The 837-nt window shown below is 49.6% G+C and carries 1 protein-coding gene; it reads left to right on the plus strand.

What is annotated here, in order from left to right; all coding sequences use genetic code 11:
- Window positions 1-2: 2 nt before the first annotated feature.
- Complete coding sequence (locus tag R7093_RS24720) at window positions 3-686, plus strand: general secretion pathway protein GspB (protein ID WP_005455433.1); 684 nt, start codon at window positions 3-5, stop codon at window positions 684-686.
- Window positions 687-837 lie beyond the last annotated feature (151 nt).

Genomic DNA, 837 nt, shown 5'->3' on the forward strand with positions numbered 1-837 from the left:
TAATGTCAGTCATCAAACATGTTGGACTCTTTCTTGTGCCTATTAGCGTGTCAGCGATTGCGGTTGCGTGGCATTTAGATTTGCTTACGCCAGAGACTCAAGCGGTTACGCCAGAGGTAGTGGTGGCGGAAGTCGTACAACCATTTGAAGTTTTAGATTATCCAGAATCAACGGATCTTGCTCAACTGCCACGAGAATGGCCGAGTGCCGAGTTATCTCGCGACATTGGGACATTCTTGCAACCCTCCGAGTATGCCAACGAGGGTGAGGCTCCAGATCCGACAACGGCTACTCCCGTCACGAGCACAGCATCTACGCATCGTCGTGACGACTTAGGTTTGTCATTGGATGATCTAGACTTGTCTTCCTTGTCTCCAGATCTCGCCAAAAAAGTGGAAAATGCGCTGTCTCAAAACGATGCGCCGACTTCTGCGCCGTCACAGGTGAATGACTTGGAGCGCAATGCGCAGCAGTGGCAAGGACGTCTTCCGGCCCTTAATTTGCAAACGCACATGTATGCCAGTGATGCCAATCGTCGTTGGGTGAAAATCAATAACGTGGAGTATCACCAAGGGGATGTGGTGGATGGACAAGTCACGCTGAAAGAGATTCAGCCGCAGGCTGTCATTGTCGAATTCCAAGGTGAGCAAATCCGAATCCCTGCGCTTTACGAATGGGATGGTTAGTACTCTCGCGTGAAACCATTAGATAAGCAAAAGGCCACATGAATGTGGCCTTTTTCGTATCCGCTATGTGCAAACCGGTAGTTTGCGGGGCAGTTATGCCCAACCTGCAGGTGATTTCTTTCTGCGTGGAATGATATGAGGAAGAATCAAA

This window comes from Vibrio sp. 1580 (genome assembly GCF_033340055.1).